The 25,075-nt window shown below is 72.8% G+C and carries 26 protein-coding genes and 1 pseudogene; 14 read left to right on the top strand and 13 right to left on the bottom strand.

What is annotated here, in order from left to right:
- Positions 1-71 precede the first annotated feature (71 nt).
- A complete protein-coding gene (locus tag IG62_RS0112960; RefSeq protein ID WP_030801266.1) occupies positions 72-689 on the top strand; it encodes a maleylpyruvate isomerase family mycothiol-dependent enzyme in 618 nt (205 codons plus the stop codon).
- Positions 690-727: 38 nt separating this feature from the next.
- Here the strand turns inward: IG62_RS0112960 and IG62_RS0112955 are convergent, their stop codons facing one another.
- Positions 728-2,800 carry a M3 family metallopeptidase gene (locus IG62_RS0112955; RefSeq protein WP_051798011.1) on the bottom strand — a complete coding sequence of 691 codons (2,073 nt, stop codon included), beginning with the start codon at positions 2,798-2,800 and terminating at the stop codon, positions 728-730.
- A gap of 118 nt (positions 2,801-2,918) precedes the next feature.
- On the opposite strand from IG62_RS0112955, the gene IG62_RS0112950 reads away from it, so the two are divergent.
- The gene (locus IG62_RS0112950) at positions 2,919-3,353 is read left to right on the top strand and encodes a CBS domain-containing protein (RefSeq protein ID WP_030801263.1); all 435 of its coding nucleotides are present in this window, start codon (positions 2,919-2,921) and stop codon (positions 3,351-3,353) included.
- 225 nt (positions 3,354-3,578) lie between these two features.
- Here IG62_RS0112950 and IG62_RS49830 read toward each other — a convergent pair whose 3' ends face one another.
- Positions 3,579-4,259 carry a transglycosylase family protein gene (locus tag IG62_RS49830; RefSeq protein WP_030801261.1) on the bottom strand — a complete coding sequence of 227 codons (681 nt, stop codon included), beginning with the start codon at positions 4,257-4,259 and terminating at the stop codon, positions 3,579-3,581.
- A gap of 1,001 nt (positions 4,260-5,260) precedes the next feature.
- Between IG62_RS49830 and IG62_RS0112940 the strand changes: the two genes are divergently transcribed.
- From IG62_RS0112940 to IG62_RS0112925, 4 genes are all read left to right on the top strand, one after another.
- Positions 5,261-5,647 carry a sigma-70 family RNA polymerase sigma factor gene (locus IG62_RS0112940; RefSeq protein ID WP_030801258.1) on the top strand — a complete coding sequence of 129 codons (387 nt, stop codon included), beginning with the start codon at positions 5,261-5,263 and terminating at the stop codon, positions 5,645-5,647.
- On the top strand, positions 5,647-6,318 hold the full coding sequence (locus IG62_RS43225) for a hypothetical protein (protein WP_234326461.1): 672 nt from the start codon (positions 5,647-5,649) through the stop codon (positions 6,316-6,318). Before IG62_RS0112940 ends, IG62_RS43225 begins: the two co-directional genes overlap by 1 nt.
- Before the next feature lie 215 nt (positions 6,319-6,533).
- Positions 6,534-7,358 (top strand): SDR family oxidoreductase, encoded by an 825-nt coding sequence (locus IG62_RS0112930; protein ID WP_078871970.1) that lies wholly within the window; start codon positions 6,534-6,536, stop codon positions 7,356-7,358.
- Positions 7,359-7,449: 91 nt separating this feature from the next.
- Positions 7,450-7,953: a metallophosphoesterase family protein gene (locus IG62_RS0112925; protein WP_030801251.1), complete on the top strand. Its 504-nt coding sequence runs from the start codon at positions 7,450-7,452 to the stop codon at positions 7,951-7,953.
- 19 nt (positions 7,954-7,972) lie between these two features.
- Here the strand turns inward: IG62_RS0112925 and IG62_RS0112920 are convergent, their stop codons facing one another.
- The gene (locus IG62_RS0112920) at positions 7,973-8,482 is read right to left on the bottom strand and encodes a mycothiol transferase (RefSeq protein ID WP_030801249.1); all 510 of its coding nucleotides are present in this window, start codon (positions 8,480-8,482) and stop codon (positions 7,973-7,975) included.
- A 191-nt stretch (positions 8,483-8,673) separates the two neighbouring features.
- Between IG62_RS0112920 and IG62_RS0112915 the strand changes: the two genes are divergently transcribed.
- Positions 8,674-9,423 (top strand): L,D-transpeptidase family protein, encoded by a 750-nt coding sequence (locus IG62_RS0112915; protein WP_030801247.1) that lies wholly within the window; start codon positions 8,674-8,676, stop codon positions 9,421-9,423.
- 101 nt (positions 9,424-9,524) lie between these two features.
- On the opposite strand, the gene IG62_RS0112910 is transcribed toward IG62_RS0112915, so the two are convergent.
- The 3 genes from IG62_RS0112910 to IG62_RS0112900 form a co-directional block, all read right to left on the bottom strand.
- Positions 9,525-10,031 carry a hypothetical protein gene (locus IG62_RS0112910; RefSeq protein WP_030801245.1) on the bottom strand — a complete coding sequence of 169 codons (507 nt, stop codon included), beginning with the start codon at positions 10,029-10,031 and terminating at the stop codon, positions 9,525-9,527.
- A gap of 150 nt (positions 10,032-10,181) precedes the next feature.
- A complete protein-coding gene (locus IG62_RS0112905) occupies positions 10,182-12,302 on the bottom strand; it encodes a trehalose-6-phosphate synthase (RefSeq protein ID WP_051798009.1) in 2,121 nt (706 codons plus the stop codon).
- Between the two features lie 48 nt (positions 12,303-12,350).
- Positions 12,351-13,307 carry a carbohydrate kinase family protein gene (locus IG62_RS0112900; protein ID WP_078871969.1) on the bottom strand — a complete coding sequence of 319 codons (957 nt, stop codon included), beginning with the start codon at positions 13,305-13,307 and terminating at the stop codon, positions 12,351-12,353.
- A 133-nt stretch (positions 13,308-13,440) separates the two neighbouring features.
- Here IG62_RS0112900 and IG62_RS0112895 point away from each other — a divergent pair, with 133 nt between their 5' ends.
- Positions 13,441-13,650 (top strand): hypothetical protein, encoded by a 210-nt coding sequence (locus IG62_RS0112895; protein ID WP_030801238.1) that lies wholly within the window; start codon positions 13,441-13,443, stop codon positions 13,648-13,650.
- Here the strand turns inward: IG62_RS0112895 and IG62_RS0112890 are convergent.
- Entirely contained in the window at positions 13,637-14,512 is an 876-nt protein-coding gene (locus IG62_RS0112890) for an AraC family transcriptional regulator (protein WP_078871968.1), read from the bottom strand. The two genes, IG62_RS0112895 and IG62_RS0112890, sit on opposite strands and share 14 nt — an antisense overlap.
- 98 nt (positions 14,513-14,610) lie before the next feature.
- Between IG62_RS0112890 and IG62_RS0112885 the strand changes: the two genes are divergently transcribed.
- Positions 14,611-14,982, top strand: a complete 372-nt coding sequence (locus IG62_RS0112885) for a cupin domain-containing protein (protein WP_030801234.1) — start codon at positions 14,611-14,613, stop codon at positions 14,980-14,982.
- A gap of 69 nt (positions 14,983-15,051) precedes the next feature.
- Here IG62_RS0112885 and IG62_RS0112880 read toward each other — a convergent pair whose 3' ends face one another.
- Positions 15,052-15,753 (bottom strand): hypothetical protein, encoded by a 702-nt coding sequence (locus IG62_RS0112880; protein WP_234326459.1) that lies wholly within the window; start codon positions 15,751-15,753, stop codon positions 15,052-15,054.
- Between the two features lie 123 nt (positions 15,754-15,876).
- A complete protein-coding gene (locus tag IG62_RS0112875) occupies positions 15,877-16,524 on the bottom strand; it encodes a TetR/AcrR family transcriptional regulator (RefSeq protein WP_078871967.1) in 648 nt (215 codons plus the stop codon).
- A gap of 64 nt (positions 16,525-16,588) precedes the next feature.
- Here IG62_RS0112875 and IG62_RS0112870 point away from each other — a divergent pair, with 64 nt between their 5' ends.
- Together IG62_RS0112870 and IG62_RS0112865 are read left to right on the top strand one after the other, a co-directional pair.
- Entirely contained in the window at positions 16,589-17,368 is a 780-nt protein-coding gene (locus tag IG62_RS0112870) for an alpha/beta fold hydrolase (RefSeq protein WP_051798008.1), read from the top strand.
- On the top strand, positions 17,365-17,838 hold the full coding sequence (locus IG62_RS0112865) for an SRPBCC family protein (RefSeq protein ID WP_030801223.1): 474 nt from the start codon (positions 17,365-17,367) through the stop codon (positions 17,836-17,838). The genes IG62_RS0112870 and IG62_RS0112865 overlap by 4 nt, the downstream gene beginning before the upstream one ends.
- A gap of 33 nt (positions 17,839-17,871) precedes the next feature.
- Here the strand turns inward: IG62_RS0112865 and IG62_RS0112860 are convergent, their stop codons facing one another.
- Positions 17,872-18,609: a class I SAM-dependent methyltransferase gene (locus IG62_RS0112860; protein WP_030801220.1), complete on the bottom strand. Its 738-nt coding sequence runs from the start codon at positions 18,607-18,609 to the stop codon at positions 17,872-17,874.
- A gap of 51 nt (positions 18,610-18,660) precedes the next feature.
- Positions 18,661-19,209, bottom strand: coding sequence for a DoxX family protein (locus tag IG62_RS0112855; RefSeq protein ID WP_030801218.1), 549 nt, complete (start codon positions 19,207-19,209; stop codon positions 18,661-18,663).
- A 385-nt stretch (positions 19,210-19,594) separates the two neighbouring features.
- Here IG62_RS0112855 and IG62_RS44575 point away from each other — a divergent pair, with 385 nt between their 5' ends.
- Positions 19,595-20,332: a ribonuclease H family protein gene (locus tag IG62_RS44575; protein WP_030801215.1), complete on the top strand. Its 738-nt coding sequence runs from the start codon at positions 19,595-19,597 to the stop codon at positions 20,330-20,332.
- Here IG62_RS44575 and IG62_RS41785 read toward each other — a convergent pair.
- A pseudogene (locus tag IG62_RS41785) lies at positions 20,283-21,023 on the bottom strand (YczE/YyaS/YitT family protein); the annotation flags it as partial. The gene IG62_RS44575 and the pseudogene IG62_RS41785 overlap by 50 nt on opposite strands.
- A gap of 151 nt (positions 21,024-21,174) precedes the next feature.
- On the opposite strand from IG62_RS41785, the gene IG62_RS0112840 reads away from it, so the two are divergent.
- Positions 21,175-22,662, top strand: a complete 1,488-nt coding sequence (locus IG62_RS0112840; RefSeq protein ID WP_030801210.1) for a PLP-dependent aminotransferase family protein — start codon at positions 21,175-21,177, stop codon at positions 22,660-22,662.
- Here the strand turns inward: IG62_RS0112840 and IG62_RS0112835 are convergent.
- Entirely contained in the window at positions 22,619-23,419 is an 801-nt protein-coding gene (locus tag IG62_RS0112835; protein ID WP_030801209.1) for an alpha/beta fold hydrolase, read from the bottom strand. The genes IG62_RS0112840 and IG62_RS0112835 overlap by 44 nt on opposite strands.
- A gap of 242 nt (positions 23,420-23,661) precedes the next feature.
- Between IG62_RS0112835 and IG62_RS0112830 the strand changes: the two genes are divergently transcribed.
- The gene (locus IG62_RS0112830) at positions 23,662-25,056 is read left to right on the top strand and encodes a tetratricopeptide repeat protein (RefSeq protein ID WP_030801207.1); all 1,395 of its coding nucleotides are present in this window, start codon (positions 23,662-23,664) and stop codon (positions 25,054-25,056) included.
- The last annotated feature ends 19 nt before the right edge of the window (positions 25,057-25,075 follow it).

The following is a 25,075-nucleotide window of genomic DNA, read 5'->3' as shown; positions in this document are numbered from 1 at the left end:
AACCACTGCTTCTGGGAGGCAGAACCAGTTGCTCTTGGACTTATGGCCGGTGGCACAAGATCCTTGACGGTATGGACATCAAAGCGGCGATAGCGGCCGAACGCCGGGAGCTGGCGGACATGTTGGACGGCCTGCCGGACGCGCGGTGGGACGCGCCGACGCTGTGCGCGGGCTGGCGGGTGCGCGAGGTCGCGGCCCATATGTCGATGGGCTTCCGTCACCCGCTGCCCAAGGTGGCGGCCGAACTCCTCAAGTCCGGTGGGAACATCAACAAGATGGCCGACCGGCTCGCCCGCAAGGACGCGGCGGCCGCCACCCCGCGGCAGCTCGCCGGCTTCCTGCGGGAGCACGCGCACCACCCCTGGAAGCCGCCGGTCGGCGGGCTTGCCTCAGCGCTGGGCCACGACGTCGTCCACGGCCTGGACATCACCGTCCCTCTGGGCATCGACCGCCGGGTACCCGAGGACCGGCTGCGCGTCCTGCTGGACCACGTCACCCTCCGGTCCGCCAAGTTCTTCGGCGCCGACCTCCGCGGTCTCGCCCTGCACGCCGACGACCTCGACTGGTCCTTCGGCACCGGCACCCCGCTCACCGGCAGTGCCCAGGACCTGCTGCTGGTCGCCTTCGGCCGCAAGCTCCCGGCGGGCCGTCTGCACGGCGCGCAGCAGGACCGGTTCCTGGCCGCCTGAGCCGCCCGGCCCCGCCGCGGCCCCGGGGAGGCCGGAAATCAGCCTGCGGGCCCGGGACCGTCCGTCGCGAAGTCGTCCGTCTTGGGGTCGTCCAGTCCGTGCCGGGCCAGCAGCGGGGCGATGTCCGGATCGCGTCCGACCACCGCACGGAACGCCGCCATGGCGTCGACGCTGCCGCCCCGGGCGAGGAGTTCCCGGCGGAAGATCTCCCCGCTCTCACGGACCGGCCGCCCGTTCTCGCGGAACCACCGCACGGTGTCCGCGTCGAGCACCTCGGCCCAGCGGTAGCCGTAGTAGCCGGCCGCGTAGCCGTGGGCGAAGATGTGGTTGAAGTAGCCGGTGCGGTACCGCGGCGGGATCGCCGCCGACGCCAGGCCCGCGCGCTCCAGGGCGGCCGCCTCGAACGCCTCGGCCTGGTCCGCGTCCGGCAGGCCGCCGTCCGCGGACAGCGAGTGCCAGGCCCAGTCCAGCACCGCGGCGGCCTGGTGCTCCACCATCCGGAAGCCCGCGCCGAAGGTCTGGGCCGCGCGCAGCCGGGCCGGCAGCTCGGCGGGCATCGGCTCGCCGGTGCGGTGGTGCCGGGCGTAGTGCGCGAGCACCTCGGGCCGCTCCGCCCACATCTCGTTGACCTGGGAGGGGAATTCCACGAAGTCCCGCGGCACCTGGGTACCGGACAGCAGCGGATACCGGACGTCCGAGAACAGCGCGTGCAGCGCATGCCCGAACTCGTGGAACAGCGTGGTGACTTCGCTCCAGGTCATGAGCACCGGTTCGCCGGCCGGCGGCTTGGCGATGTTCAGGTTGTTCACGACCACCGGCCGCTGACCCAGCAGACGGGACTGGAGGATCAGCGAGTTCATCCAGGCGCCGCCCCGCTTGGACGGGCGGGAATGGAAGTCGCCGAGGTACAGGCCGAGCGGGCCGCCGTCCGCGTCGTGCACCTCGAAGACCCGGGCGTCCGGGTGGTACGCCACCAGGTCGGGCCGCTCGGTGAAGGTGATTCCGTAGACCAGCCCGGCGGCGTGGAACACCCCGTCGTGCAGCACGGTCTCCAGCTCCAGATAGGGCCGCAGGTCGGCCGCGTCGAGGTGGAACCGCTCCTTGCGGACCCGTTCCGCGTAGTACTGCCAGTCGGCCGCGCGGATCGTCGGTACCCCGGCCGCCTCGGCCAGCGCCGCGGCCTCCCGCTCCGCGTTGGCGAGGGCGGGCCCGGTCAGCCGGGCGAACATCTCCTCCACCGCGTCCGTGGTGCCCGCCGTCCGGTCGGCGACCTCCCAGGCGGCATGGCTGGCATGGCCGAGCAGCGCGGCACGTTCGGCGCGCAGCCGGGCCACCGCCACGGCGACCGGGCCGTTGCTGTCGGTGCCGCGGCTCAGGGAGGCGGCGAGCAGCCGTTCCCGCAGCGCGGGGTCGTCCAGCGCGGCCAGTTCGGTCTGCTGGGTGAAGTTCTTCAGCACCAGCGCGAACCGGCCCTCGTGGCCCAGTGCCCGGGCGTTCTCCGCCGCGGCGGTGATCTGGTCCTCGGGGAGTCCGGACAGTTCCCCGGCGCTGTCCACGATCAGCGCCGCGGCGGCGGTGGCCGCCCGGACGTTCTGCTCGAACCGTGTGGACAGCGTCGCCAGCTCGGCGTTGATCTCCCGCAACCGGCGCTGCTGTACGGCCGTGAGCCGCGCGCCGGCCCGTACCCGGAGCGTGTGGTGCCGTTCCAGCAGCCGCAGTTGTTCCGGGTCCAGGCCGAGCTCGCCGCGCCGGGCGTGCAGCGCGTCCAGCCGCGCGAACAGGCCGGGGTCGAGCAGCAGTGCGTCGTCGTGGGCGGCCAGCCGGGGTGCTGTCTCGGCCTCCAGCGCCTCGATCTCGTCATCAGTGTCCGCCCCGGCCTTGAGGAAGAACACCCGGCGCACCCGGTCCAGCAGCGCACCGCTTCGTTCCAGTGCCTCCACGGTGTTCTCGAAGGTCGGCGGACCGGCCCGGCCGGCGATCGCCGCGACCTCGTCCAGCTGCTCGGCCATGCCGCGTTCGAAGGTGGGCAGATAGTGCTCGGTGCGGATCCGCGCGAAGGGCGGCAGCTCGTAGGGAAGATCACTCGGCTCAAAGAAGGGGTTCGCCGTCACGGGTTTTGAGCCTACGCCGGGGGCGGCTCGGCCGGGCCCGTTCCCGGGAAGCGTCAGGGGGCCTTTCGTGGTGTCATCGAAGGGCGAGGCAAGCAACGCTCCTGAGACGGGAGGAATCATGGCCGGCAAGCTGCGAGCCCGAGAGATCATGACCGGCGGTGTCCGCTGTATCGGCGCGCACGAATCGCTTCAGGACGCGGCCAAGATGATGCGCGACCTGGAAGTCGGGGCCCTGCCCATCTGCGGTGACAACAACAAGCTCATGGGCATGATCACCGACCGCGACATCGTCATCACCTGCTGTGCCGAAGGTGTGGATCCGGCGACCGTGCAGGCCGGTTCGCTGGGCGGGGAACTGCACTGGATCGACGCCGAGGCGGACGCCAACGAGGTCCTGCAGACCATGGAGAACCACCACATCAAGCGCCTGCCGGTGATCGACGTCGCCGGTGGCCACCGTCTGGTGGGCATGATCACCGAACAGAACCTGGCCAAGAACCTCAGCGACCGCCAGATCGCCGAGTTCGCCACCCGCGTGTACGCGACCGCCTGAGGGGAACGCCCTCGGCGCGGCCCGCACCCGTCCGCCTGCGGGCCCGGCCCCCGGCCGGGCATGCGGGCAGGCCGTCCGCGGCGCCACGGACGGCCTGCAACCCTCACCGTGCGTCAACCGGTAACCGGGTGGGCCTGGTTACCCGGGACGATCCGGCGCGCCGGACCTCCAGAGAATCCCCATGCCCTTCGGCGGATACCGAATTCACTCGGTGGCGCCGGAGTGTCAGCGCGGTACGGCGAGCCGGGTCCCCGGGAAAATGAGGTCCGGATTCGCGCCGATCACCTTGCGGTTGACCCGGTAGAATTCCTGCCAGCGGAATCCGTGAGCGGCCGCGATACTGCTCACCGTGTCGCCGGAATTGACGACGATCGGGCCGTGGGTACTCCGATGCCGAATGGCCTTGTACCGCTTTTCGTGGAACTGCGGGTGGTGGACCCGGGCGCGGGCCGGCGCCTGGACGTGCCGCCGGGGCGCAAGGTGCGCGGTGCCGGACCGCGGAGTGCCGTGCCGGGCCGCCGAGTTGAGCCCCAGCCGGGCCGAGCAGGCGGGCCAGGCCCCCCAGCCCTGGCGCGCCAGCACCCGTTCCGCCACCTGGATCTGCCGTGCTCGGCTGGCGTGCGCGGCTCGCGAGCCGTACGCCTGGCCGCCGAACGAGCGCCAGGTGCGGTGGGCGAGCTGCAGCCCTCCGGAGAATCCGTTGCCCGTGTCGATCCGCCAGTTCCCGCTGCTCTCGCACCCGGCCAGCCGGTCCCAGGTACCGCCGCTCACCGCGGCGGCGGGCTGTTCGGTCGCCACGTTCAGCACCCCGGCCGCCAGCAGGACGGCCGCCGCCGTGATACCCCGGACCCCATTGCCCCGGAACTCGCCCCGGGTGGTCGATTCCGATACCTGAGGAAATTCCATGCGTTGCTCCCCTCGCTCGCCGCGCAGTTCCCTGGCGGCTCTTCGGAACGCCTGACGCCGTAGCGGATTTCCCGGCCGAGTGCGGTGGTGCGGGTGCTCGTGCACTCGTCGGTGAATTCCCGGTGCGGCGCCATGAATTCGACGGGCAAGAGACAACCACGCGCCGAGTTCGGCTCGGCAGAGCGCGCGGTAGCGCCGCCGCGGCCCGCCCTGCCCCCTTGTCGCGGCGGCCCGGCCGTGCCTGCGCAGGGTGCACCGGCCGTGACCGGCGGGGGCGCGCCCCCCGTGCCGTGGCGCATCCGTCCGGGGCGGCCGGCGATCACTCATCCGCTCCGGGGGGTGTCCGCCGAGCGCATCCGGACCTCTTGGTGCATGCGCTGCGCAGGCACGCATGCACCGCGCACAGGCCTCTGCCAGTGCTACGGCTCGTCGGACAGCGGGGTGTGCGGGCCACCGTCCGTACCGCCGGGGAACCCGGTGCTGCTGACGCACCGTCGCGTACGGCACGAACCCAACCACCGGGTTTCGAACGCTAGTTACCGGTGATGAAACCTCGCGTCAATGTGGCATTGATCACGCCGCATGAACAAAAGTGCAGGTCGGAAGCACAGTGTGCAATTGATCGATCACTTTCTGCTGATTCTGTGCGAAGCCTGATTAACCCTGAGGCCCCCTCTCATCGGTGAGAGGGACAGGAACGGCTTTCCGTTCCGCCCCCTCCGCAACGACGCGGAGCGGGGCTGCACCTCACAAGAAGGGAGGGCTCGTGGAGCACTTGCGGCACGAATGGCCCTGGTACGCGCTGGCACTGGTCGGCGCCTACCGGTTGACCGCCACAGGACTCGACGCCCTTGTCCGCCGCGTGCTCCGCGCCGCCTCGCAGGCCCGCGCGGAGCACCCGTACGCCCCCGCCCGTCCGTACGACGGCCCGGCCCCGCGCGGCCCCCTCGGCCCGTACCGCCCGCGCCCCGGCGCGTTCCCGGACGTCATCCGGCCGCCGCATGTACGTCAAATGGGAACGCATCCTCGCCCACGTCAACCCCAAGGCCATGACCTACACGATCCTGCACGGCGTGATCTCCGACTTCTACCGCCGCGAGATCCGCAACAGCCGGGTCCAGCCCTACGCCGACCCGCCGGACACCGCCTACCTCCAGGAGCTGCGCAGTTGCGAACCGCTCGACCTCGCCCTGGACGCACTGGAGGCCACCGCGCCGCTGCAGGCCAACTCCGTGCGCCTGCGCCACCTCGCGGGCCTCTCCTGCGAGCAGATCGCCGAGCGGCTCCACACCACCCCGGGCGCCGCCAAGGTCAGCACCAGCATCGGCCTGCAACGGCTCAAAGAGATCATGACGAACGGTTCCTGCGGGACCGGAGAGGACGCGTGATGCCCGACGACCTGCTCGTGGACCTGCTGTGCCGTCAGGCCGAGGCCATCGGCCGGGAGTTCGCCGACCACGACCCGGTGGCCTTCACCCAGCGGCTGGCCGCCCGCATCGCCGACGGCACCGGCCGGGAACCCGACCCCGTCACCCGCGGACCGGTCGGCGGCATCCGCCCCACCCCCGTCCGCCCGGCCGCCGCCCGCGGACGCAGGCGCCGCCGCCCCACCCCCCTTATGGACCCGGGCGTCCCGCCCTCGGCCGTCCTCGCCGAGGCCCGGCGGCTGTGCCACGTCGTGCTCCGCTCCAAGGACATCGACACCTTGGGCGCCTTCGCGGCCGACTACGACGCGGCCGGGGCACGCACCTTCGCCTGCCTCCTCTACACGCTCGACAAGTGGGACAGCGCCCTGTACTGGTGGCGGTTCGCGGCCGGCGCGGGCGACGAGCTCGCCGCCCACCTGCTGGCCGTGCACCACGCCGCGGTCGGCCGCAGCACCGACGCCCGGCTCTGGCGCGCCGTCGCCCGCATGATGGGCTTCGCCGCCGAACGGCACCTCCCGCTCCCGGTCCGCGGCACGACCGAACTCGCCCTGGGCTTCGCCCGCACCTGGGACCGCACCCTGCAGTCCTTCCTCCAGCACCACCACCTCCCGCGCGAACTCGCCGCCCACTGACCCCCGCCGGACCCACCGCCCGGCAGGCACGCCATGCCTGCCGGGCCTCACCCATGGGGCGCAAAGATCGCTCACCATCGAGCTCCCCGGGTGATTCCGCCCCGGGGAGGGGTACGGGCAGGGCGGGACCGGCGCGGCTCGGCACGCGCGTGACCAAGGCCGCGCGGGCGAGCGATCGAGGTCCCCGAGGCGAGCGACCAGGAGGAGCGGCGGAGATGCACACCGAAGAGAGTGACCACAGCAGCGCGGCGGGCGGGTCCGGGACCGCGGGGCCGCCCGGTGGTGCCGGCCGCGCACCGCTGGCCGGCACCGTGGCGCTGGTCACCGGCGCTTCCAGCGGCATCGGCGCGGCCACCGCGCTGGCTCTGGCCCGCGAGGGTGCGTCCGTCGCGCTGGTCGCCCGCCGCCGCGCACGGCTGACGGAACTCACCGCGACCCTCGACGAGCTGCGCGCCCCCTCCCTGGCGGTGGCCGCGGACCTGACCGACCCCGCCCTGCCGCAGCGCACCGTCGACGAGACCGTCGCCCGCTTCGGACGGCTCGACATCCTGGTCAACAACGCGGGCTACGGCGCACGCAACCCCGTCGAGCAGAGCGACCCCGAGGACTGGGACCGGATGGTCGACCTCAACCTCCGGGCGGTGCTGCGGATGTCGCACGCCGCGCTCCCGCATCTGCTCCGCGCCGCGGCCGACGCCCCGCGCGGCGTCGCCGACCTGGTGACCGTCAGCTCGGTCGCCGGCCGGGTGCCCCGGAAGGACAACAGCGTCTACTCCGCCACCAAGCACGCGGTGTGCTCCTTCAGCGAAGCGCTGCGGCAGGAGGTGACCGGCCGCGGCGTCCGGGTCGGACTGGTCGAACCGGGCATGACCACCACGGAGATGACGCTCGGCAGCCAGGCCGCCGCGGCGCACGGAATGCCGCAGGAGAGCTGGCTGCGGGCCGAGGACATCGCCCGCTCCCTCACCTTCATGGTCACCCAGCCGGCCCACGTCGCGATCAACGAGATCACGGTCCGGCCGACCGCCCAGGAACGCTGACCCCCGGCGCACGGGGCAGGGGCGCACAGCGAGCCGGGGAGGGGCGCACGCCGACATGCCGGGCGGCCGGGGGAGGGCTACCGTCGGGGCCGTGCGACTCCTGCTCCTCTCCGACACCCATCTGCCCAAGCGCGCCAAGACCCTGCCGCCCCAGTTGCTCGACGAGGTACCGCGCGCCGATGCCGTCCTGCACGCCGGGGACTGGGTCGACACCGCCACCCTGGACCTGCTCCAGGCCCGCGCCCACCGGCTGATCGGGGTGTACGGCAACAACGACGGCCCGGAACTGCGCGCCCGGCTGCCCGAGGTGGCCCACGCCGACCTGGCGGGCCTGCGGTTCGGCGTGGTGCACGAAACCGGCCCCGCCCAGGGCCGGGAGCGCCGCTGCGCCGCCCGCTTCCCCGACCTCGACGTCCTGGTCTTCGGGCACAGCCACATCCCCTGGGACTCGGTCGCCGACCGCCGGCTGCGCCTGCTCAACCCCGGCTCCCCGACCGACCGCCGACGCCAGCCGTACTGCACGTACATGACCGTGGAGATCGCCTCCGGCCGGCTGACCGAGGTCGAGCTGCACCGCCTGCCCCCGCGGACCTGAGCCCCGGCGGCGGCGCCCCTCAGTACCCGAGCAGCCCCCGTACGTACGCCGCCTGTCCCGCGTGCTGCAGACCGTCGGCGATCACGCTGACGAGGCGGACGCCCATGGTGACCGGCGGGGTCCAGGACCGGTCGACGACGCGCTTCAGGTCCTTGTCGGCGATGCCGGCGAGATACTGCACCGTGCTGTCGTGGACGACCTCGTGGTAGCCGGTGAGCAGTTCCTCGCCGATGTCCTTCACCGCCGCCACCTCCTTGCGGGAGTGGCCGTAACCGGTGTCATCGGCCGAGAACGGCAGCCCGAAGCGCTCGCACCAGCCGTCCGACGTCCACAGCTGCTCGGTGCCGGCCACCCCGGCCAGGTGATCGTCCTGGATCCGGGTCAGATGCCAGACCAGCCAGCCGATCGAGTTGGCGTCGTCCTCGGGACGGGTGCTGAGCTCGTCCGGACCGAGTCCGGTGACCGCCTCCTCGACGGCCTCCCGGATACGGCCGAAGGCATCGACGAGCAGGTCCGTGCTGGCGGTCATGACAGCCTCCTTGGCGGCGACACAGTTCCCCCGCGGCGCGCCCATCGTCGCAAGCCCGGCGCACGAATCGTGGGAGGCCGGTCCGTCCGCGTCACCACCGCGGAGGCCGCCGGCGGCCGGATCCGGCGTATCCGATATTCCGGGTCGGTCACGGCTGCAACCAGCGAGTGGGGCAAACAGTCCTACCGGGCATGAAAAGACGATTCTCGCTGCGCATACCCCGGCGCGTCCCGGGGCGGTCCGGCGCCGGACGCCGGGCCGCCGCCGCGCTCGCCCTCACCACGCTGACCGTTCCGCTGACGGTCGCCCTGGGCTCCCCGGCCCAGGCCGCCACCGCGGCCGCTGCCTGCACCGCGTCCCGCGGCCCCTACCAGAAGCAGGCCGAGCGCTTCCTCGGACTGCCCGTGGACGGCCGGCAGTCGGCCGCCGACTGCCGTGCGATCCGGGCCTTCCAGACCAGTCACGGCATCACCCCGAACATCGGGTACGCCGGGCCCGTCACCTGGGGCGTGATGAGTCTGGTCGCCCAGCAGCGGGCGGCCGGCCACAACCCCAACAAGGCGCACCACTGCCCGACCACCAAGGGCCGCATCGCCTGCGTCGACCTCACCCGCCAGCTCAGCTGGATCCAGGACGGCTCCCGGCTGGTCTACGGGCCGGTGCCGATCCGCAGCGGCCGGGACGGGTACGAGACCCGCACCGGCGCCAAGAAGATCTACTGGCGTCATCTGCACCACGTCTCGACGCTGTACCACGTGGCCATGCCGTACAGCCAGTTCTTCGACGGCGGCCAGGCCTTCCACTCCATCAGCGGCAGCGTCTGGTCGGCCCCCGGCTCGCACGGCTGCGTCAACATGCGCAGCGGCGACGCCGCGAAGTACTGGTCCCTGCTGCGGACCGGCGACGACGTCCACGTCTACGGACGCAAGCCCGGCACCTGACGGGCCGGGCGAGGGGGCCGGGCGAGGGGGCCTGGTGACGGGGCCGGGTGACGGCCGGGGGTGAGGCGCCGCGGAACGGGCCGTCGCTCCCGGCCGCCCGCTCAGTCGGTGGCCAGCAGCGTGTACAGCGCCATCGGCGTCACATAGCCGGACCAGCGGCCGTCCGCGAAGAGGTGCACCCCGCCGTCCTGGTAGCACTGGTCGACGAGCTGGGAGCAGATCATGTGCCGGGTGCTGGCGACATAGCGGCGCAGGCCCGGCACGGGCACATGGAACCGGTGCGTGGCGATCGCGAGGTAGTCGAGGAAGCTGTAGGGCACGCCGACATAGCGCGTGGCGGCCCGGCAGATGGCCGAGCGCTGCTGTTCGGTGAGCCCTTCCGGGCAGACGTAGAGCACCTCGGCGCCGTCGTACCCGGCGAGCGGCCGGATGCGCGCCCCGCCGGGCTCGGCCTCCAGCAGCCGGTTGTCCGGCAGGACCAGGAAGGCGTGTTCGTAGTCGGCGAAGCCGTCGCCGTTGATCCACTGCCCGAAGCGGATCATCCGGCCTGTGACGCCGTTGATGCGGGTGAGCCCGATGTCGCCGGGCTGGGGGTAGGTGTGCTTCATGAGCGGCTCCCGGGAGCGCGGAAGGGTGAGGCGCGGAGGGGGAGAAGGAGAGAAAGGGGAGGTGCGGAGAAGTGGTGCGGAGAAGTGGTGCGGAGAGGTGATACCCGCTGTAGGTGCCTGTGCACCCTGGGTGAGGGGGCGGAAATCCGCTCAGTTCCGCCGGTCCGCCGCCGCTTCCCCGATGGCCGTGAGGATGTCGCGGGCCCAGTGGGCGGGCGGCGGATCGTCGAGCAGCGCCGCCAGGCGGCCGAGGTGGGCGGTGCGTTCGCCGGGCGTCATGGTCAGCGACCGGTGCAGCGTGTCGACGAGGTCCTGCGGTGACCGCGGGTCGGTGAGCAGGGCGGCGGTGCCCAGCTGGGCGGCCGCGCCGGTGTGCCGGGAGAGGATGAGGACCCCGGGACGACCGGTCGCGGCGTGGCTGGCGATGAACTCCTTCGCGGTGAGGTTCATCCCGTCCTGGAGAGAGGTCACCCAGAACACCTCCGCCGCGAGGTACTGGTCGACCACCTCGGCGAACGGCCGGGCCCGCGGCAGATAGTCGATCGGCCGCCAACTTCCGTCGCCCCAGCGGCCGTTGACCTCGTCGATGGCGTGCTCCAGAGCCGCCCGGGTGGTGTCATGGATCCGGATCCCCGGCTCCGGCGGCGGACACACCAGCCGGAACACCAACGCGCCGCGCAGCGACGGACGTTGGGCGAGCAGTGCGTCGATCGCCCGGACCTTCTCCAGGGGCGCCTTGGCGTAGTCGAGCCGTTCCACCGACAGGACCAGGGCCGGCCCGCCGCGGGCCGTATCGGCGCGGACACTGCGCGCGCGGGCCAGCTCTTCGACGGCCCGGCGGTCGATGCCCAGCGGATGCACACCCGTACGCGGCATCCGCGCGGCACCGGCCAGCACCTGCCGGAAGTGGCCGGCGAACGCCTCGGTGTGGAACCCGGCCCAGTCCAGGCAGGCGAGGGAGTCGCGCAGCTGCCCCGCGGTCGGCAGCCGGCCGAAGGCGTCCGCCGGGGGAAAGGGCGTGTGGTGGAACAGCCCCAGCCGCAGATCCGGGCGCGCGACGCGCAGCATGCCGGGCACCAGCCACAGGTTGTAGTCGTGCAACCAGACCGTGGCGTCACGGGCCGCATGGGCGCTGAGGTGGTCGGCGAAGCGGGCATTGAACCGTTCGTAGTGACGCCAGGCCGAGGCGCTGTACCGCATCCGGCCGGGCTGCGACATCAGCACCGGCCACAGCGTCTCCTTGCACGCGCGGTGGAAGTACTGCCTCCACTGCACGCCGTCCACCGGCAGGAACGCCAGCGGAAGCCCGGTGTGGTGCGGACGGCCGGGCTCCGCAGCGGGGTGCGGTGCGGTGCCGTCCTCGACCAGCGCGGTGGCCCACACCCCGTCCGGCCCGTCGGCGCCGAACAGGCCCTGAAGGGTGGGCAGTACGCCGTTGGGGCTCACCGGCCGCCGCCACCGCCCGTCGGCCCAGCGCACCGGCGGCCGGTGGTACCCCACCACCACGGCGTGCGTGCGCTCGATCCAGCCCAGGCCTTCCAGGGCGGCGAGGATGCCGGCCGCACCGGCCCGGCCCGGCCGGTACACCTCGGCGCGGTCCGCGATCCGCTTCCGCAGGGCCGGCTCCGCCTCGCTCATCAGGACGCCGTGGGCGCCGAGTTCGAACAGCGACAGGTCGTTGAGCGAGTCGCCCGCCACCAGCACCGACTCCATGGACCACTGCAGCTTGCGGGCGAGCAGGGCGAGCGCCCGGCCCTTGCTCGCCGGGGCGGGCAGCACATCGAAGTAGCGCCCCGCCGAGTACGTCCAGACGCAGCCCAACCCCCGTACCGCGGCGGCGATGTCGTCGGTGAGCCGCCCGGGGCGCAGGAAGAACGAGCAGCGGCCCTCCTGCACCACCCCTTCCTGGTACTCCAGTTCCGGGAACCGCGCCATCCGCTCACGCACCCGCCCGTGTCCCGGCCAGCCTTCGCGCAACTGGTTCTGCACCACGTCGACGCGGCTCCGGTCCGATCCGTCGATCACGCTCGCCCCGACGTCGGCGATGATCCACCGGGGCCGGGGGACCAGCGGGTCCCGGTCCAGGATCCGCTCGACGGACGCCAGCGAGCGGCCGGTGGCGAACACCACGATCACCTCCGGGTGCCGGTCCAGTGCCGCCCGCAGCCGCCGGCGGTCCGCGCGGTCACCGCCGAGCAGGGTGCCGTCCAGGTCGGTGACGAGCACCTTCGGCGCGGGGGCGGGCCGTTCGTCCGGTCGCGGCGATGTCATGGTGCCCCCGTTGTCCTCGGATGCCGTGTGGTGGAACGCGGAAGAAGCTCAGTCGTGGTGCGTGGGGGTGCCGCCGGGTGATCCGGGGAGACGCGCGAGCCAGCGCTCCAGGCCCGCCGCGTCCGGTGCGGCGGCCGAACCAGTGGCCGTGACGGCCGCCGCACCACAGGCGACGCCGGCGGCCAGGCACTCGGCGAGTGTCCCGCCCGCCAGCCGCCGGTGCACGAAGCCCACGTTGAAGCAGTCTCCCGCTCCCGTGGTGTCCACGACCTCCACCGGCACCGACGGCTGCGCGATCCGTACCCCGTCCTCGGCGGCCAGGGCGCCCGCGGCGTCCTGCTTGACCACGACGGTACGCACGAGCCCGGCCAGCACCTCGACCGCGTCCGCCACGGAACCGGCCCCCGTCACCCGTAGCGCCTCCGCCGCGTTGGGGGCGAACACGGCCACCCTGCCGAGCACCTTCGCCACCTCGGGCATGTCCACCGTGCCCGCGAAGTCCTGGCAGTCCATGAACACCTCCGCCCCGACGCGGCCGGCAACGTCCAGCGCCGCGGACACCCCGGGCCCGTACTGGAGATGCGGCAGCATCACCAGCGCCGGCCGGTGGATCTCGATCAGTTCGGCCAACGGGCGGACGGCGACCGGGTCCTCGTAGGACACCATGGCGCGGTCGTCCGGCCGGGACAGGGCGACCGTCACCCTGCGCACGGGGCCCGGATGGTGCCGGAAGCCCCGCTCGTCCAGGCCCTGGTGGCGCGCGGCGGCCAGCACCTCCCGGCTGAACGGGTCGGTACCGAAGTCCGTCGCCCAGACGACCTCCCGGCCCAGCCGCCGCAGCCCCATGGCGAGGGTGTACGCCCCACCGGGCGCCATGCCGAAGCCGTCGGCCCACACTTCCTTCCCGTACGCGACGGGTTCCGCCGGTTCCCGGAACACCAGATCCACCGAGTAGGACCCGGCCACCAGCACCCGGCCGTCCACCGCGCCACGCCCATGCGTCATGGCGGGACTGTAGGCAGCCACGCAGCGCAACAAACCTGTCACGGAGGTGAATTGGCCGAAATGGCGGTCTTTCCCGGCCGGCGCGGCCCGAAGTGCGGCCTTGGGTCGCGGCTTTGGGACGCGGCCTTGGGTCATGCCCCCGCCGCGCGGCACGGCCCTCGTCGGTGAGGGACAGGGCGGGGAGCGCGTCGCGACGGGTTACGTCCTCGCGATGATCCGCGGTTTCCGCCACCGGATCATCGCCGAGTCCACCGCCGGCTGGCCCACCGAGGACCGCGCTGCCCTGGCCCGCCCGCTGACCCGCTTCGTCCGGGACTTCGAGGCCACCACTACGGGCGCATGACCTGCTGTCGTCCGCGGGCCGCCCCCGCGGCGAACCGTGCCGGCGTCGTGCCCACGTGACGGGTGAAGTGCCGGTTCAGATGCGCCTGGTCGTGGAACCCGACCGCCGCCGCGACCGCGGCCGGCCGCCGGCCGTCGAGCAGGAGCCGGCGCGCCCACTCGATCCGCTTGCCGGTCAGATAGGTGTGCGGCGGCAGCCCGTAGGTCTGTTTGAAGCAGCGGATCAGATGCGTCGGGTGGGCGTGCAGGGTGGCGGCGGCCTCCTGCAGCGAGAGGCCGGCGCTGACGCGGGCGTCGAGCAGCTCCCGCAGCGCGGCGGCCAGCCGGCTTCCCTCGCGGCCGGGCGCGCGGGGCCGCCAGGTGGCGAGGTGCCCGTGCAGCCGCTCCCGTACGAACGCCAGCCGGGATTCGGCCTCGAACGTGTCGCCGGTGGCATCGAGGGCCGTGTGCAGCTGGTGGATGCGGCGGCGCAGCAGGGCGTCGTCGAGCAGGGGCCGGTCCACCGCGCGGCCGGTCAGCCGCTCGGGAAGCACGGACGTGTCGAGGTAGAGCACCCGCTTGCGGAAGCCGCCCGCGGTGACCGTCCGGCCGTCGTGGGGGACGCCGGGAGGCAGCAGGACGACCGTCCCCGTGCCGGTCGCGTCATGACGGTCGCGGTCGAGTGCGAAGTCGACCGTTCCGTCGTCGAGGATCATCAGGTCCCAGGTGTCATGGGTGTGCGCCGGGTAGGCGTGGTCGGTGAAGTGCGCATGCAGGACTTCGGAGATGCCCGGCACGGAGGGCCGCCAGGCCGTGACCGACGTACGGGGCGGGACGACCGGCGTACGGGGCCGGGACGGGGTCGGGGGCCGGTCTGCAGTCATGTCAGGAACGTACAAGACCGCCGAGCGCGGCGTCCGGGAGGCTGTCACCAGTCCGGATGCGAACGGTCCGGGCCGACGAACGGTAAGGAAGGACCGGTATGCCCCAGGCTCCCGTCGCGATCAATCTCGCGGACAAACTCGCGCAGTTCTCCGACCTGTGGTCGCAGAAGAAGGTGGCCGGCCTCAATGACTACGAGGTCAAACTCGCCAAGCTGAAGGGGGAGTTCGTCTGGCACACCCACGAGGACACCGACGAGCTGTTCCTGGTGATCAGCGGCCGGCTCACCATCCAGCTGCGGGACGGCGATGTGGTCCTCGGCCCCGGCGAGTTGTTCGTCGTGCCCCGCGGCGTCGAGCACTGCCCGGTGGCGGACGAGGAGACCGCGGTCCTGCTGCTCGAACCGGCCGGCACGCTCAACACCGGTGATGCCGGAGGCCCGAGGACGAAGGCGGCCGAGGTCCTGGACTAGGGGAGCCGCCGGCCCCCTCCGGTCGGTGTGCCGCCTCCCGTCGTCCGGGAGGCGGCACCGGCGCAGGTGTCAGTGCTGCACCACGAACGCCCGTCCGTGCTTGCTGCCGGCCGCGCACGACGACTTCTCGGCGGCCGTCATCTTGCGGGTCTTGACCGTCACCGCGTTGCTCTGCCCGTCCGTCCCGTTGGTCGCGGGACCCGTGACGGTGTCCGGCACGAACCAGTAGTAGTGGCCCCACTTCGGGCTGTCGTAGTGCGTCTGCCAGGTGCCGGAGACCGTCTGCATGACCTGCGCGCGGGAGATCCAGCCGACCTCACCGGGCTTGACGGTCATGGTGAGGGAGCTGTTCTCGGTGTGCGAGCTGGACCAGGTGTGGCTGTACGTCGCGGTGACGCTCAGGTCGATCAGACCGGCGATCTTGCCGCCCGCGGTCACCGAGACGCCCGCGGAGTCCGTCGAACCCACCGTGTCCGACCAGCCCATCGACTGGGTGGCGTCCGAAGTGCTGCAGTTGTAGAGCGAGTCGGAGACCTGGTGGAAGTCCCCGAGGTAGGCCTTGCCGAGCACCGGCTCGTTGAAGCTGCACTTGCCCTCACCGGAGGCGCAGTCCGCCATCAGCTGCTCGCGCGTCGGATCGTCCGCCGCGACGGCCGGTGCGGCCATCGCGGTCACCAGTCCCAGCGCCACCGCGGACAGCACCGCTCCGCGGCCCGCCGACCGTATGCCGCCCCTCGTCCACCGGCTCGTCCCCCGGGTCATCGTGGTCATCGTGCGCCCGCTCCTCGTGTCTCTTCCCCCGTGTCCATCGCTGTTGCCATTGAGACTGGAGTGAAAAGTGATTCAACTACACCAAGAATTCGTAAAGTTGTAGTTGATGATGCAATAGGGCGTTTAGAGGGGATGTGAAGTGCCCGCCCCTTTGAGGACGGTGTGGACGGTGCGGGACACGAAGTCCTGGTCCAGCGGGAGTTGACGCAGCGTCAGGCGGAACCAGGCGGCGCCGGCCAGTAGGTCCACCAGCAGTGTGGGGTCGGCGTCCGCCGCGAGTTCGCCGCGGGCGACGGCCCGGTCGAAGACCGGCAGCTCCCGCGCGAGCCGGTCGGCGAAGAACTCCCTTATGTGGTCGGCGAGTTCGGGACTGTGGGTGACGGCGCCCAGCGTGGCCACCGCGACGTCGCAGGACGGCGGTGCGGTCAGGAGGGTGACGATCGCTCCCAGCAGGGCCTCCAGATCGCCCTGGAGGCTCCCCGTGTCGGGCAGGTCGAAGTCGAGCCGCCGCGCCCCGATGAGCGCGGCACCCAGGAGGGCGCCCTTGGACGGCCACCAGCGGTAGATCGTGGTCTTGTTGACGCCGGACCGCTGGGCGACGCCCTCGATGGTCAGCCCCTCGTAGCCGTGGGCGGCGAGCAGATCCAGCGTCGCGTCGAAGATCTCCTGCGCCTTCCGCGGCCCCCCGGCCCGCCTTCCGCCGGGATGCCCGCTCTCCTCACCCCGTCCGGTCCGCCGCTCCTGTCCGCCCTGCTGCCCGCTTTCGCTCATGGGGGAAGCCTAGCAGTGAAAAACAACGCAACGTTGCGTTGCATTTCCTGTTAGCGTGCCGGGCATGACACCACCACCCTCAGACACCGGGCTGCCCCTCGTCTTCGTCCACGGCATGCGCGTGAGCGGCACGATGTGGCACCCCGTGGTCGACGCCCTCGGCACCCGCCATCCAGCGGTCGCCCCCGACCTGCCGGGGCACGGCTCCCGGCGCGGCGAACCGTTCACCCTGCCCGGCGCTGTCGCGGCGGTCACCGACGCCATCGACGAGCTCGGCGGCCGGGCGATGCTCATCGGCCTGTCCCTGGGCGGCTACGTCGCGACGGCCACCGCTGCCCGCCATCCGGAACGCGTCAGCGGACTGATGGCCATGGGCTGCACCGCCGTACCCCGCGGGATGCTCCGCACCGCCTACCGCCAAGCGGCGCGTCTCGGGGGCAGGCACCCCGAGGCGGCCAACCGGCTGAGCGCCTACGCCTTCCGCCGTGCGCTGCCCGCCCCGCTGGCCGAGGCCATGGTCGCCGGCGGTCTGAGCAGCGAGCTGATGCCGAGCATCATCGAGACCGTCTGCGGGATGGACCCGGTGTCCCTGCTCGCGGGCTACCCGGGCCCGGTCTGGCTGGTGAACGGCGCCCGCGATCAGCTCCGCCGCGACGAGCGCCGCTTCCTCGCGGCATGCCGGGACGGCCGCCTCGTCGTGCGGCCCCGCTGCGGACACCTCTCCGTCCTGTCCGACACGGCCGCCGTCACGCGCCAGATCCTCGACGCCGCCACGGTCGTGGCCGCCCGCACCCACGCCCTCACCACCGCAGACGGCACTGTGCGGGAAGGAGCCGGACGATGACCGCACGTGAATGGACCGTCGAGGAGTGTCTGGAGTGCGCCGCCCCGCCGCACGTCCTCCACCGGGCCGTAGCGGACCTCCGGCGGATGAAGGAGTGGAGTCCGGAGGTCATCGGGGTGTGGCGGCGCGGTGGCCGGTTCGTGGGATTCAACCGCCGCGCCGGCTGGGTGTGGTTCACCCACTGCCGGATCGTCGTCGACGAGCCCGGCCGGGAGTTCGCCTTCGACGTCGCCACCTTCGGCCTGCCGGTGGCCCGTTGGGGCTACCGCTTCGCCCCGACGGCGGACGGCAGCGGAACCCGGGTCACCGAGTACTGGGTCGACCACCGGCGCGGCGGATGGCGCGCCCGGATCGCCGAAACGCTCGGACTGCTCTTCACCGGCACCCCGGCCGGGCGGCGCGCCACACGCAACCGCGCCGGTATGCGGGCGACCCTGCGACGGCTGTGCGCGGCCTGTGAACTCCCTTGATCCGGTGCCCGGTTCCGGGCCGGGTGCGGGCCGTCATACCGCCCTGGTCCGGGTGGCCACCACGAGCCGGCACCGGGGGCTGCCGGCCGGGCGCCGGCCGAGCTCCGGCAGGGCGTGCAAGCGCACGGTGAAGCCGGCGCGGGTCAGCTCCGCACGGACGTCACTCAGCCGGAACGGCCGGTAGTACATGACGAACGGCGGGTGCCACAGGGCGTTGCGGACCCGCATCGCCGCGTCGAAGGCCGCCAGCATCCAGTACGCCGCCGACCCGGGCCGGGACGGCGCCGCGATCGGGAACGCGAACCGGCCGCCAGGCCGCAGCACGGAGCGGACCTGCGCGAACAGCCCGGGGCGCTCGCCCGGCAGGAAGTGCCCGAACGCCCCGAAGCTCACCACGAGGTCGAAGACCGGTCCGAACGGCAGGGCCCGCGCATCCGCGCGTACCCACTCCGACCGTGGCGGCCGGCCGGTCGCCGTCTCCCGGGCGCGGCCCACCGCGAGCATCCCCGCGCTGATGTCGACCCCGGTCACCCGCTCCCGGCACACCTGGCGCAGGACGTCCATGCCCGCGCCCGTACCGCAGCACAGATCGAGGCCGCTGCCGAACGGGCCGAGCTCCCGCAGCGCCCGCGACACCGGGGCCAGCACCGACTCCGGAGTCCTGAACGGTGTGTGGTCGAACTTCGGGGCGAGCAGGTCATAGCCGTGCTCGACGGACGACAGCGCCTGCACGGCGAGTTCACGGAACGTGGGACCTTCGGGTGCGAACATCCGCCTCAGCATAGGTCGGTCCACGGTCGAAAGGGGGCGGGCCGGTCGGCGTCACAACCCCAGTAGCTGTATGAGTGCGGCGCCGAGGCCGCCCACCCCCAGGGCGAAGGCGGCACAGCCCAGACCGCCGTCCCGCCACCGGAACGGCCGGTCCAGCGCGAAGCGGCCCGGTCCGATCGCCGCGATCGCGAGTGCGGCGGCGCCGAGGCACATCGGGTACTCGATGCCGCCGACGTTCGTCCAGAGCCCGTGGGGCACGCCGAGGATCATCGCGTTGATCATCACGCCGAGGACGGCGGCCGCGGCGAGGGGCGTGAACAGACCGGCCGCGAGTCCGAGGCCGCCGAGGAATTCGGAGGCTCCGGCCAGACCGGCGTAGAACCTGCCCGGGTGGAAGCCGAGGGCGGCGAACGCCCGGCCGGTGCCGCCGAGCCCGTAACCGTCGTAGAAGCCGAAGAGCTTCTGGGCACCGTGACCGGCCATGAGCAGGCCGACGGTCAGGCGCAGGAGGAGCAGACCGAGGTCCGCGCCGAGCGGGGGAGAGCGAAGGGCGTGGGGCCGGGCCTGTACGTCCGGCCGCCGCTCAGCGAGCAGTCTCATGATGGTGTCGATTCCGGCACCGGCGCGTCGGATGCCGCGGTGTCGAACACCGGCGCCGGTGCGCTCACAGTGGGGAACGTCGAGGGGGAGCACGTCGGTCTGTGCCGACCTGTTGGGTGCTGTGTCCAAGGGGGCCGAGCGGGTTCGGGCCCGGGCCTCTACGGCCGATGGTGCTACGCCCGGCAGCCTTTGCCTAGAGGCTCAGGGAATTTTCCTTTCCTTTTCAAGGGCGCGCACCGGCCCGGCCCATCGGTTCGCAGTGCAGGTGGGCGCCTTCGGCCGCCGTGAAGCGGATCAGTTCTTCGGGGCCCGGCAGGGCGTCGCCGCCCGTCGCGTAGCGATCACCGCACCCTGCGCGACTTCGCCCGGCGGGCGCTGGCCTGGCATGATCGCGGGCATGGCTGAACGCGTGATCGCCGCATGTGACGGCGCCTCCAAAGGAAACCCCGGGCCCGCGGGCTGGGCCTGGGTGCTCGCCGATGCCGGCGAAGCCGTGGTTCGCTGGGAGGCCGGTCCGCTGGGCACCGCCACCAACAACGTCGCGGAGCTCACGGCACTGGAACGCCTGCTCACGGCCACCGACCCGGCCGTGCCGATGGAGATCCGGATGGACTCCCAGTACGCGATGAAGGCCGTCACGACCTGGCTGCCCGGCTGGAAGCGCAAGGGCTGGAAGACCGCCTCCGGCAAGCCCGTCGCCAACCAGGAACTCGTCGTCCGCATCGACGAACTGCTCGCCGGCCGCACGGTGGAATTCCGCTATGTGCCCGCGCACCAGGTGGACGGCGACCGGCTCAACGACTTCGCCGACCGCGCCGCCAGCCAGGCCGCGACCGTCCAGGAAGCCGCCGGCAGCGCCCTCGGGTCGCCGGAGCCACCGGCCGCGCCGGACACCGCCCGACCGGCCGGCACCCGCCGCCGCGGCACCAGCGGGCCCACCGCGAAAACGGCCTCCGCGCCGCGCCGCCGCACGTCCGGGAACGCCGGGCGCACGCTCAACGCGAAATTCCCGGGCCGCTGCCGCTGCGGGCGCTCGTACGCGGCCGGCGAACCCATCGCGAAGAACCCGGACGGCTGGGGCCACCCGGACTGCCGCGACGGGGTCGGAGCGAGCGCGGAGTGACCCTGCCTCCCTCGGCGGGACTCCGGTAGACGAACCAGGGCAGGAAGAACTGCGTCGTCGGGCCGACCGCGAGCGCGTACAGCACGGTGCCGGCACCGGCGCTGCCGCCGAGCAGCCGGCCCACGACCAGCACACTGATCTCGATCAGGGTCCGGACCAGCCGCAGCGAACGCCCGGTGGCCGCGGACGCGCCGGTCATCAGCCCGTCCCGGGGGCCCGGCCCGCACCGCGCGCCGACGTAGACGGCGATGGCGAACGCGTTGAGGAGGACGCCGCCGGCGAGCAGGCCGATCCGGGCGGGGAGCCCGAGGTGCTGGGGGAGCAGCCGGAGTCCGAGGTCGGACGAGCCCGCCAGGACCACGATGTTGGCGAAGGTGCCGAACGTGGGCCGCTGCCGCAGGGGGATCCACAGGAGCAGCACGAGCGCCCCCACGAGGCCGGTGAGGGTGCCGAAGCTGAGGCCGGTGCGCTCCGCCAGCCCCTCGTTCAGCACGCTCCAGGGACTGAGCCCGAGCCCGGCCCGCACCATGAGCGAGAGGCTGCCTCCGTAGAGGGTGAGGCCGACGAACAGTTGGGGCAGCCGCCGCAACGGGCGATCGGCGAGCGGGAGGTGGCCGAGCGGGGGAGGGGTGGGAACCGTGGCGTTTCGAGTGCGACGCTCCGGGTCCGTAGTGGTGATGGGCTGCCGCATGGGCTGCTTGCCTCCTGCCGTGCCGTACGTCTGTCTCCACGTACGGCGTCATCCGTCTTCACAGGTGCCTACCAGGCCTGCGCTCCAGGCCAATGCGGCCACTCTGTAGAGTGATTGGCCCGGATAACACGGCCAATCCCAGGAGAATGGTGTGGTGGACGCAGCTCCGTCCCGGCCCGCGGACCGGGCACCCCGTCCGGGCCGGACGGTGGGGGCCCGGCAGCTCGCCGCGTTGCTGCCCGATCCGGCGGGCACCCGGCCCGCCTACCGTCATCTCGCCCAGGCCATCGGCACGTTGATCCTCGACGGCCGCCTCGCGCTGCACACCAAACTCCCCGCCGAACGCGAACTGGCCGTCGCACTCGGCACGAGCCGGACCACCATCACCGCCGTGTACGACCTGCTGCGCGAGAGCGGCTACGCGCACAGCCGACAGGGCTCCGGCACCTGGACGGACCTGCCCGAGGGCCGTACCCCGCGCGGCATCTCCCGGCTCATCGGCCCGCAGGACACCGCGATCGACCTGGCCAGTGCCGCCCCGGGCCTGCCGGAACAGACGCTCGTCGACGCCCTCACCCGGGTCGCCCCGCGACTGGCCGAGCACGCCCCCACCCCCGGCTACCACCCCTACGGCCTGCCGGACCTGCGCGCCGCCGTCGCCGAGCGCTTCACCCGGCGCGGCCTGCCCACCGTCCCCGAGCAGATCCTGGTGACCTCCGGCGCCCAGCACGCCCTGACCCTCGTCATCGGACTTCTCTGCCGCCCCGGCGACCGGGCCATGGTGGAGAACCCCTCCTACCCGAACGCCCTCGATGCCCTGCGCCGCGCCCAGCTCCGTACCGTGTCGGTCCCGGTGACCGACGAGGGCTGGGACATCGAGATCATCGAGTCCACCCTGCGTCAGGTCGTGCCCCAACTCGCCTATCTGATACCGGACTTCCACAATCCGACCGGCTGCCTCATGCCCGAGCAGGAACGCGTTCGCACCCTGCGCGCGGCCGGGCGGTCCGGCACCTGGCTGGTCGTCGACGAGACCCTGGCCGACCTCGCCCTCGACGTCCCCGCGCCGCCGCCGTTCGCCGCGCACGCCACTGCCGGGGGGACCGGGCAGGTCATCACCATCGGCTCGATGAGCAAGACCCACTGGGGCGGTCTGCGCATCGGCTGGCTGCGGGCCCCCGCCCGGCTGGTCACCGAACTCGCCGGCCAGCGCGTCGCCACCGACATGGGCGGCTCCGTCGTGGACCAGCTGCTGGCCCTCACCCTGCTGGCGCAGGCCGAGGACCTGCTGCCGCCCCGCCTGGAGCAGCTGCGCCGGCAACGGGCCGCCCTCGCCGCGGCGCTGGCCGAGCACATCCCGCAGTGGACCTGGCGGCTGCCGCCCGGCGGGCTGTCGCTCTGGGTCGACCTGGGCGAGCCGGTCGCCTCGGCACTGGCCGAACGGGCGCTGGAGCACGGCGTACGGATCGAGGGCGGTGCCTACTTCGCCACCGACCCGGGCATCTTCGAACAGCGCCTGCGCATCCCCTACACCACGCCGGCGGACACCCTGCGCGAGGCGGTGCGGCGGATGGCCACCGCCCTCGCCGACGACCTCACGGTCCGGTTTGCCGCCCGTCGGCCCCACTGGGTGGCGTGAGTGCCGCCGCGGTGGCCCGTACGAAGCCCGTCGGATTGTCGAGCATGATGTTGTGCCCGCAGTCCGGGACGGCCACGACCCGCACCCCCGCCTGGACGAGGTCGTCGGCGCCCGGGAGCGGACCGTCGGCCTCCGGCAGCAGGTAGGTGCGCGGGACCGCAAGCTTCAGCAGGAGCTCCCGCATGGTCGGCGACGTGCCGCGGACGAGGTGGGTGGCACTGCGGTGCAGCGCCTCCCGGCCGGCCAGGCGCATGGTGGACCACCAGTGCGGCCCGGCCCGCTCGCCGACCTCCGCCCAGCCGCGGGAGAGGAACTCCTCCTCGGAGTACGCGGCGATACCCCGGCTGCCCCCTGTTCCGGGCGCCGCCGTGAGGGGATCGAGGTTGGCGTCGACGAGCACCAGGCGGGAGACCAGCCGCGGATGCCGGGCGGCCAGGACGATGGCCACCGAACCGCCCATGCTGTGCGCGATCAGCTCGGCACCGGCGACCCCGGCCGACTCCAGGGCGGCGGCCAGGGCATCGGCGTGTGCTTCCAGGGTGTAGTCGAAGTCCGTGGGGCGGTCGCTGATGCCGTGCCCGAGCAGATCGACGAGCAGGGAGCGGCGGCCGGCCAGCTCGGGGTGCACCGCCACCGCGGCGAAGTACGGGAGCGACGCGGCGCCCAGCCCGTGCACATACACCCGGCAGGGCTCGGCCCCCGGCAGCTCCACCCACCGCATCCGGTCGCCCCCGGGCGTCACCACGGCACTGTGCACAACCTGCTCCCCTCGCAGCGTTTCCTCTTGCCCACGTCGCTCCACGCGGCGTGAACACGATGACGCCGCACGCCCGTGCGCAAGGTCATTCTCCCGGTCCCGTCCCGCACCGGCCCCGGAAGGTCCCCCCGCTGCCCCGGCTACGCCGATTCGGCCAGTTACCGCGGAAGGGCCTGCTGAAGCCGGTCCGCGCCGGGGACGATGGTCACCAGTGACGATGTTCCCGGCACCAGGAGCCCCCCATGACCACGGACCGCCACGGGCACGTGATGAGCGACACCAGTTCCGAAGCCCTCGTCCACTACGAACAGGCGCTGGACGACCTGCTCTTCTTCCGCCCGCGGGTGGTGGACGCGGCCCGGGGCGTGCTCGCCGACTCGCCGCGGTCGGTCATGGGCCAGGCCCTCGCCGCGTATCTGGGGGTGCTCGGCACCGAGGAGAAGGACGCGGCCGAGGCTCGCACCGTCTTCCACGGCTTCCTCGCCGGCCTGGACGAGGAGAAACTGACGCCCCGTGAGCGGATGCACCTGGCCGCCGCGACGACCTGGCTGGACGGAGATATGCACGGCGCCGGCCGCATCCTCGGCGACCTCACCGTGGCCTTCCCCCGCGACGTGCTCGCCCTCGTCGCCGGGCACCAGCACGACTTCCTCACCGGTGACGCCCAGCGCCTGCGCGACCGGGTCGGCGGAGCGCTGGACGCCTGGGACGAGCACGATCCGCACCACGGCCCGCTGCTCGGCATGTACGCCTTCGGCCTGGAGGAGTCCGGCCACTACGAACGTGCGGAGGAGACCGGCCTGGCCGCCCTCGCGCAGCACCCGAACGACGTCTGGGGCATCCACGGCGTCGCGCACACCTACGAGATGCGCGGACGCTTCACCGACGGCATCCGCTTCCTGGACGACCGCACCGGCAACTGGTCCGGCGACACCCTCCTGACCGTCCACAACTGGTGGCACTACGCCCTCTTCACCCTGGAGACGGGCAACACGGCCCGGGTACTGGAGATCTACGACGCGGCCCTGCACCACGACGCGTCCCCGGGAGCGGCGATGCAACTGCTGGACGCCGCCGCCCTGTTGTGGCGGATCCACCTGGCGGGCGACGACCAGGGCACCCGCTGGGCCCGGCTCGCCGATGCCTGGGAACGCCGCGCGGACGGTCCGCACTACGCCTTCAACGACGCCCATGCCGTCATGGCCTACGTCGGCGCCGACCGCATCGACCGTGCGGAGCGACTCGTCAAGGACCGGGAGAACTGGGTGACTTCGGCCCCCGCGGTCTCCAACCGGTGGATGACCGCGGAGATCGGGCTGCCGGTCTGCCGGGCCTTGATCGCCTACGGCCGGCACGACCACGCCGCGGCCGTCGAGCACCTGCTGCCCGTCCGCCACCGCCTCAACGACTTCGGCGGCAGTCACGCCCAGCGGGACGCCCTCCAGCGCACCCTCGTCGAGGCCGCCCTCCGCGCGGGCCGTACGGACCTGGCCCGCACCCTGCTCAGCGAACGCAGCAACCTGCGCCCGGTCTGCCCGTACAACTGGTCCGCCAAGGCCCGCCTCGCCGACCTGCTCGGCGACCGCGCCGGGGCCACCGCGGCCCGCCGGCGCGCCACCGACCAGGCCGCGGTCTGAGCCGCACGGAACGAAGGGG

It is taken from the genome of Streptomyces sp. NRRL S-337, from assembly GCF_000720175.1.
Lineage (GTDB): Bacteria > Actinomycetota > Actinomycetes > Streptomycetales > Streptomycetaceae > Streptomyces > Streptomyces siderophoricus.
Note: the sequence above shows the minus strand (reverse complement) of the source record. Positions and strands in the feature narration are given on the sequence as shown.